General features: G+C 69.5%; 7 protein-coding genes and 2 pseudogenes. 4 read left to right on the forward strand and 5 right to left on the reverse strand.

Features of this window, described 5'->3' with window-relative positions:
• Positions 1–478 precede the first annotated feature (478 nt).
• Entirely contained in the window at positions 479–1,612 is a 1,134-nt protein-coding gene (locus AC07CM_RS34280; RefSeq protein WP_478880379.1) for a hypothetical protein, read from the reverse strand.
• A gap of 204 nt (positions 1,613–1,816) precedes the next feature.
• Between AC07CM_RS34280 and AC07CM_RS34285 the strand changes: the two genes are divergently transcribed.
• Complete coding sequence (locus AC07CM_RS34285; RefSeq protein WP_478880380.1) at positions 1,817–1,960, forward strand: hypothetical protein; 144 nt, start codon at positions 1,817–1,819, stop codon at positions 1,958–1,960.
• A complete protein-coding gene (locus AC07CM_RS34290) occupies positions 1,957–3,303 on the forward strand; it encodes a hypothetical protein (protein WP_478880381.1) in 1,347 nt (448 codons plus the stop codon). Before AC07CM_RS34285 ends, AC07CM_RS34290 begins: the two co-directional genes overlap by 4 nt.
• Before the next feature lie 256 nt (positions 3,304–3,559).
• On the opposite strand, the gene AC07CM_RS34295 is transcribed toward AC07CM_RS34290, so the two are convergent.
• The gene (locus AC07CM_RS34295) at positions 3,560–3,997 is read right to left on the reverse strand and encodes a cupin domain-containing protein (protein WP_478880382.1); all 438 of its coding nucleotides are present in this window, start codon (positions 3,995–3,997) and stop codon (positions 3,560–3,562) included.
• 396 nt (positions 3,998–4,393) lie between these two features.
• On the opposite strand from AC07CM_RS34295, the pseudogene AC07CM_RS34300 reads away from it, so the two are divergent.
• Positions 4,394–4,591: pseudogene (locus AC07CM_RS34300) on the forward strand (aldo/keto reductase); the annotation flags it as partial.
• A gap of 64 nt (positions 4,592–4,655) precedes the next feature.
• Positions 4,656–4,814, forward strand: coding sequence for a hypothetical protein (locus tag AC07CM_RS34305; protein ID WP_478880389.1), 159 nt, complete (start codon positions 4,656–4,658; stop codon positions 4,812–4,814).
• Between the two features lie 751 nt (positions 4,815–5,565).
• On the opposite strand, the gene AC07CM_RS34310 is transcribed toward AC07CM_RS34305, so the two are convergent.
• The 3 genes and pseudogenes from AC07CM_RS34310 to AC07CM_RS34320 all read right to left on the reverse strand — a co-directional run.
• Positions 5,566–6,537 carry a PIN domain-containing protein gene (locus AC07CM_RS34310; RefSeq protein ID WP_478880383.1) on the reverse strand — a complete coding sequence of 324 codons (972 nt, stop codon included), beginning with the start codon at positions 6,535–6,537 and terminating at the stop codon, positions 5,566–5,568.
• A 458-nt stretch (positions 6,538–6,995) separates the two neighbouring features.
• Entirely contained in the window at positions 6,996–7,580 is a 585-nt protein-coding gene (locus AC07CM_RS34315; RefSeq protein WP_478880384.1) for a GNAT family N-acetyltransferase, read from the reverse strand.
• A 79-nt stretch (positions 7,581–7,659) separates the two neighbouring features.
• Positions 7,660–7,803: pseudogene (locus tag AC07CM_RS34320) on the reverse strand (ATP-binding protein); the annotation flags it as partial.
• Positions 7,804–7,898 lie beyond the last annotated feature (95 nt).

Below are 7,898 nucleotides of genomic sequence, written 5' to 3' on the forward strand. Positions count from 1 at the left end.
AAGCCCCGCCGACCTACCTCGACCGCCTCTTCGAGGACCTGGGCCTGATCGAAGCGGATTTCCTGGCGATCCTCGCGGACTCGCAGATCCGCAACGTTGATCCGAACCGCAGGTCCGACGGCTTCGTCTACCTCGGCGCTGCCAAGTGGGGCTGGGTGCCCAATTCCGAGCTCGAGGCGAGAAGGATGGAACTGCTGGGGCGTGTACGGAACTGGGAACCGTTGTTTCGGTTGTTGTTCCCGCACCCGACCCCGGAGGTCATCAAGCGCCTCGACGTGGCCCTCGCCCTGCTGCAGCGCTGGCTTGAGCGCCCCGGGACACGACCGTGCCGGCCACCATCGACGCGGCCGTCGACGAAGTCAGGAAGGCAGTAGCCACGCTCCGGAAGCTGGGCGAGCTCCTGCCCGCCGACGACTGGCCCATACGAGCGCATGAGCTCGGCCTCCACGGCACGGCCCCGCAGGGAGACGACACCGATCTACGGGGCCGGTTTCCGGTGCCGGGCGAGGAGCTCGGTGAAGAAGTCCTCCACCAGCTGTTCGGCGTGCGGCCGGGTGAGTTCCCAGCCGCCGAAGCGGTAGATCTCGTACCCGGCCAGCCGCAGCCGCCGGTCTTCGGCGACCATCTCCGCGTACAGCCGCGGTACGGCGGTGTGCGTGATCCGCCCCTTCTCGTCGGGCGGGTTCGGTTGTCCGTAGTGCTGGACGCCGTCGACCTCGATGACGATGCGGGAGCGGTCGGGGGCCAGGAGCAGGAAGTCCATGCGCTGGCGGGGCAGCGCGCCGGACTGCTTGCCGCTGCGGCGGGTGTAGGGGTCGTAGTGGAGGTAGACCTGCGGGATCAGCGCGGGCAGGTCGAAGCCGCCTTCTTCGGCGTAGCGGGCGCAGTACGTCCGCATCACCAGCTGCTCGGGCACGGAGTCCAGCGACCGGTACAGACGCCGGTACAGGCCGCTCGCGGCGGTCTTCTCGTCGGTGTCCGGCTGGTGGTTCTTCGTCCACCAGGCGACCATCTGCTGCCAGGTGAGGCCCTGCGGCGGCAGCGGATCGGTGAACACCAGGCACGTGTGCGCGTTGCGGACGATCTCCACGTCGTTGTTAACCGCGTCCCGCAGCACCATCTCGGGCTTCTCGCCGTCGGCGGCGAAGATCAGGTTCTTGAAGCTGCCCGCCGGGCCGTTGCGGAACCGGCTCTCGTACTCCAGTTCCTGCACTTCCTCCAGCGCGTCTCTGGTCGGGCCGAGGATCTTCTCCACGCAGTCGCGGCGGGCCTTCCAACTGCCGCTCATGTCGTTGTCACGCCAGTACGAACCGAAGCCGCGCGGGCCGTCGAACGTCCGGAACGGCCACGCCGGCGGCTCAAGGGCGAGACGCTCGATGACGGCGCGGTGGGCCTTGATGACGACGGACACGGTGTCGTTGTTCAGGCGCATGTCCCGGCCGTCGGTCCCGTAGGAGACGAAGTCGTCGTACAGGAGCCGGGTCAGCGCGATCGCCACGTCCAGGTCGGTGTGACCGTCCGGGGGCCCAAACCGCAGCGACTCGATCAGCCCGACGTCGAGCACCCACTCGGCCCATCCGTCGCCGCTGCTGAAGAACGCCCCGAGCTCCACGCTCCGCCCCCCGTCTGTGATTCCTCCTGGACATCGTCGACTGCGGCCCGCGCGGCCACCAGAGGGCGTGCGGGCACGGCTTCCTCTGCGCACGCGGGCCGATGCCCTGTGCCCGAAATCCGTTCAAGATTTTTTGTCGGTGGGGGTGGTTCTCGGCCCAGGAGGGTGAGGGCGGAAGAGTTCTGCCCGCGAGAGGTGGTCGAAATGCCCCTGTGGGTGCTGGTGTTGGCGTTGTGCGGCGGCCTGGTGTTCGGCATGCTGCGAGCGACCGGCGCGAGTCCGGCGGAGGCGGCCGGAGTTGCAATCGCGGCGATGACGTTGGCCGCGATGCTGCTGGAGCGCCCGTGAGTAGCAAGGGCCGCGTGAGCGGCATGGCGGCGGGGAGGCCGGAGATCGAACACACGCAGCAGCGATCGCCACCGCGCTGGGTCGCCGGCCCGGTGCCCGGTCTCGGCCAGCGGTGCAGCCTGTGCCCGCGCCTTCCGGAGCGGACGCACGAGATGCGCCTGGGCGACACCCCCCGCCCCAGCCCCCGGTTGCTGGCCATTCTGTGCACCCAGTGGCCGGTCCGGGCCGAGATCGAGCTGTTGGGCCAGGCGGCTGCCCGAGTGACCGCGGCCCGCCGCGTGATCCAGCGGTACTTCCCCTACGACATCGGACCCGTCCTGGGCGACCTGATGCCGGCCGGGGACGGGGCCGGCGACCTGCTGCGCGCCCTGGCGCAGACGTTCGGGGAGAGCTTCGCTGCACGGCCCGAACGTCTGCCTCAGCGTGCCCGGGCCTGTCCGTGGGGTGCTTTCGACACGGCGCGCTGTGCACGTGACGCCTTCGGACGCCTCGTGCACGACGACTGCACCACGCCCGCCGTGCCGGACTCCGCGGCGGCCACGAGGATCCTCGCCCGCTGGATGTGGCGAACGGTGCAGGCCATCGAACGAGGAGGCCTGGACCGCTTCATAACCCGCAAGGTGCGCTCGACACCCGGTGCCCAGGTCGAAGCAGGCATGATCGGGCCGATCCGCCTCGTGATCGGCCCCGACGGACCCGCCCAGCGAGCTGGCGACGCCTTTGGCGCCCTGATGGGACTGACCGACGTCCTCGCCCCGCCGCACATGCGGCACCCCATGCAGGCCCTGGTCACTCTCCACCGTCACCAGCAGCGCTGGGGAGCCCGCACGTGGGGAAGAGGCTTCACCGCCCGCTCGGCCTACACCGCCGCTCTGCAGGCCCGGCACACCGTCGTCCGCCACGGCGACCGGCCCGACCGGCAGCTGGACGCCTTCATCCGCGTCCTGCTGGGCAAGGACCCCGACCGCTGGCGCACCCGGGCGGCCGCCGGTCTGCTGTACTCCACCTGGGACGATGCGCCGCGCCCCGACGCGGAAGTGTCGGCCCTGCTGAACGCGGCGTTCGCGGCTGCCTCCGCCGACAATAAGCCCGAGTGGGAGCGCGAGATCCGGCACCGCTTCATCACCATGCTGGACCAGCCCGACGCCCTCATCCCCTCCTCCGACGCCTGCGGGCGACCCGCTCCTGGAGGGCTTCGAGGACCGCATCGAGTGGGTGCTGCGCCAGCTGGAACCCGAGCAGCGGGCCGTGGCCATCGCCTACGCCCTCCACGCCGACACGGCCTGGCCCCGGGCCGCACGCCGAGCCGGTGTCCCGGCCCCCGAGGCAGCAAGGGTGGGTGAGAAGGTCCGTCGCCGGCTCAAGTACCTGAGAGCGGAGTACAACCGGCGTCAGCAGTGACCCGGTGGGTGGCCGAGCTGGAAGGCTGCGACATCGCGCGGTCGGTGGCCCACCGGGCGTCCAGTGACCCGTTGTGGGGCGGTCGGGTGGCGGGGGTGCGACCGGTCCAGCCGGGGATAGCTGACGACGGCGCGCGGTGAGAAGCGCCGCGCATGCCTGCCGCCTGATCGGGCTGCTGGACAGGTGGAGAAGGCGGGGTCAGCGCATCTCGAAGTCGTCGTAGTGGAAGCCGGGTGCGACGATGCAGGAGACCAGTACCGGCTCGTCGCCCTTGCACTGGGCGGTCTGCCATGCGCCGGCCGGAACGAGGTACTGGGGCCGTTGCCCGCGTTCGACACCGGGTCCCAGGACCACTGCCCGCGCCGGGCCGGGGTCCGGGTCCGGGCCGTGGCCGCCGAGCCGGAGAGTCAGGGGGTGGCCGCGGTGCCACAGCCACATCTCGTCCGACCGGACCCGGTGCCAGCGTGACACCTCACCGGGATGGAGCAGGTAGTAGATCCCGGTCGCGCAGGGGCGTACGGCGCGGCGGCCGTCCGCGAGGGTCTGCGTCTCGGTCTGCCAGGTCCGGCGGAACCAGCCGCCCTCGGGGTGCGGCTCCAGGCCCAACTGCTTCACCAGAGGAGAGATCACGCTCATGGCGACCAGCCTGCCCGAAATCCCTCGTCCGGCGCGTGCGGTGCTGCCGGTGCGGAAGCAGCCGCGCATGAGCTGGTCCGAGTATCGACGGGTTTCCACAAGGCGCTACCCGGCGCGAGGTCGGGCAGTGCGGTACGCGAATGCCCGCTGCCCGCTCCTCCACAGGCATTTCCTTTCGACCCGAGCGCGCAGCGCATGACACGTCCAAGACGCGCTCCAGCTCGCGCAAAACCTTTGGTTGGGGCCCAGCGCAACGAGGCGGTCGTGCGCACCGGGCCCGTCCCTGTGCTGGCGCGGCACAGAGGTTGAGATGGCAATCGTGTGCGGGCACGGGCAATCACCGGGACTGCAGGTGAACTTGGCTGCACGACCGACCCTCAGCGGCCTCAGGGCGGCATGGGCACCCTCACCTACAGCCCGCTCTCCGGCGGCTGGCTCTCGGGCCGCTACCGCAAGAACACCACCGAAGGCCCCGCCTCGGCCGCCCGCCCCCAGGCCCGCTTCGACATGAACACCCCCGCCAACCAGCGCAAGCTCGACGCCGTCGAACAGCTCGCCGTCCTGGCGGAGAAGGCCGGCCTTTCCCTGATCGAACTCGCCGTCGCCTTCGTCATCAACCACCCTGGCGTCACCTCCGCGATCATCGGCCCGCGGCACCATGGACCAGCTGGAGGCGTTCCTGCCCGCCGCCGACATCACCCTCTCCTCCGACACCCTCGACGCCATCGACGAGATCGTCACCCCGGGAGTCACCGTCAACCCGGTCGACAACAGCTACGGCGACTTCGAACTCCGCGCCGACCAGCGGCGCCGCTGATGCGTCCCACCCTGACCGGGGGCCGGTTCCACAGCTGAGCGCCGTAGTTGACTAGCGGTGCCAGGTAAGGCGCTCAGTCACACTGGTGCAGACGCAAGCCGCCTGGAACGCCACCTACAACGCGCTCGCCGCACCTCGCCCCCGCGCCCCCAACCCCGCGCCGCCGCCTGTTGCTCTGTCCGTTCGGCTGTGGTGGCACCCTTACTGGAAAAACGCCCCCTCGTTGCCGACGGCGCGCTCCGAGCTGCGCCAGCTGGTCCGCGCCCGCGGAGCGGTCCGGGCCGCGTGTCCCGATGCCTCGGTCGACCAGAAGCATGCGGTTGTGACAGGGGTTGCGCCTGGCTGTTGCGCGGCCAGGCGGACCGTCTCCGTGTTTGCGGCGTTCACACTCAACTCAGCGAGCCGGCGCCCGAGGCGTGCCCGGCGCGGCTCGCCCTCCACCCCAGCTGGCCGCCGTGCCAGCTCGCCGAGCTTCTCCTGCGGCAGCCCGGACAGCTCGACCGCCTCGCGGACGGCTGCCTGGCAGTCAAGTTGTGAGCAGTGCGCGGGCGATATGGCGGGCCGCTAGCTGGTGCCGCTGCCGTGGCACTGCGAGCATGCGCCGGTCCAGGACCGAGTGACATGCTGCTGCACACCGTCCTTGTCCACTTCGACGCTGTGCTCGGTGAGCCCGCTTCCGTTGCAGGCGCCACAAGGCTGCTCTCCAGGCATCCACCCAGGACGCCGGATCCGGCGCGCCGCTGCCGCGGGTTCAACCTTCCCGCTGACTGGGCATACCGCTGCCTGCTTGACGGGCGGCCTGCTTCGCTTTGCGCTGCGCCCGGCCGCCGTTGCCCGGCTTGTCCTGCGCCTCCCAGTCGGGTTCCAGGCCCGGATCCTTCGCCGGTACTTTCGTCACCATCAGCCCGGCGGCGCAACCGCGAGTGTGCTGCCCGGTATCGCACGTCAGCAGCCGCACAGGCCGGGCAGCCAGAGCCTGAATGGCGACAGCACGGTCGATGATCTCGTCATCGGTGATGGGCAGACGCACGTGCCCGGGCTGGTCCAAGACGATCTCCACGCTGATCTCGCCCTGCCAGCGGGCGGGTTCACCGCTGTTGTCCGTCTGGCGCAGGATGCCGAAGGTGGATCCCTTCAGGGTGCTGTCGAGGAGACCGAGAGTGTGCAGGGCCCTCCATCTGGCCTGGTGTTTACCGGCCTCCTTCAGACCGTCCAACTCGTCGACCACGGCGATGGGGAAGAGGAGGCGGATGGGCGGATTCGACGGCAGTCCAAGGATCTGGTGCAGGTCAGCGTCCTCAAGCTTGGCCGTGTTCTGGATGTAGAAGCTGGAGTCGGCCACCACAAAATGCTCCGCGCCGGTCCAGCGGCCTATCTGCTCGTTGAGCGTGTTGAGGGCACCGTCGAATGCCTGGACCCGTTCGGTGATCTCCAAGTCGATCAACCCGTTGACGAGGCGCTCCTGAGCGCTGCCCGCGAGCGTGCCACAGCTGCTGAGGAGGGCCTGGTAGCGGCGGGTGAGAACAAGGCGGTCGATGTCGTCGTCGCTGATCTGGTGACGAAGGACGCCCGCGGTGTCGGTGGCCCAGTTCAGGTAGCGCATGAGACGTGAGAACGCCGTCTGCGGGCCAGCGCCTTGGAGATTGCCGGCCGAGGTATACGCGTTGCGGAGTGCTTCTCGGATGTTCCTGCGGTCAGCGCCCGGGCGGGGTGTGATGAGCATGCGCCGATCCTGCCAGCGGAGTGCGCCAGTCGCCCGCCGTTTGCGGCCCACTGGTGAAGGCCCGATCGTCATGCCAGGGCCGCACCCTGGTCGTGGATGGTCTCGGGTGCCTGGGCGACCGAGCCGGTCTGTTCGGTCCAGCGCATGCCGATGGTGGGAGCTCACCGTCCGTTGGGCGTCGGGGAGCAGACGAAAATGGACGCGCGCCAGCCCGGCGAGCGGCAGGAACCCGGGGCGCGGGCCCCCTACGGTGGCTAGGGCGACGTTCAGCGGCCCCACCAAGGCGACTCCAACTGGCCCCAGTTCATGATTGATTCGTGAAGATCAGGCGTTGTGAAGTGGCTCCGGAGGGCGGTTTGCTCTGGGACCACCGGGCGGTGTCGGTGGGGGTGCCCCAACAGCGATTGATCAGGACGTCGGCACTCGGTGGCGGCGCTTGTCACGAGACAGGGGAAGACTCAGTCGCCTCGAATGCGAGCATGCAGATGCATGTCGTGTCGGCCGTCGTCATGCACGGCGGCGCTACGTTTGGTGCCTTCCAGGAGGTAGCCGGACTTGGTAGCGACTCTGCAGGAGGCGTGGTTGCGGGTGGAGTGGTCCAGCTCCAGGCGTTGGAAGCCGATCTCGTTCAGGGCCCAGGCGGTGAGCGCCCCGAGGCCGTGGGAGGCCACTCCGGCGCCGCGGGCGGCCGGGAGTACCCAGTAGGCCGCGCCGGCTATGCCGTCGTCGAAGTCCAGTCCGCGTAGTGCGATCCGGCCGAGTACCTCGCCGCCGCCGCGGGTGATCGCCCAGTGGCCGCCCTTCTCGCGTTTCCAGTCCTGGCGATATGCGTCGAACCATTCCCGGACTTGCGCCTCGGAGGAGGGCCGCCGCGTGTGCCAGCGGCGGATCTCGTCATCCTGATACGCAGACAGGAATGCTGGTGCGTCGGATTCTTCCCAGGGGCGCAGCAGCAAGCCCCCGGTGGCGGGGAGCACGGGTTGGGGGGAGCTGGCGAGCAAGCCAGAGGCGATGACGGGCGGTGTCGACAGAGCGCGAGTCATGCACCATGATCGCCCGACGCTGACCACACACGTCAACATCGAGCCACTCGCCAGGCCCCGTGTCGACGCGCGTGGGGCACTACTTCATCCCGGTGGTCTTGTTCGCCTTGGTGCGGGCGAGCCGGTAGGACTCGGTGCCGGTCTCGATGAGGGTGGCGTTGAAGGTGAGCCGGTCGACGATCGCCGCGCAAAGACGCGGGTCGGTGAAGGTCTTGGACCAGCCATCTGGGGCTGGCACTTGTTCCCTCACACGAGTTGCCGCTGCCACCTGGCCGTATCCCGTTCCTGGCGTCCTCGTTGGTTCTCGCGGTAGCACCC

This window comes from Streptomyces sp. NPDC044061, from assembly GCF_056434305.1.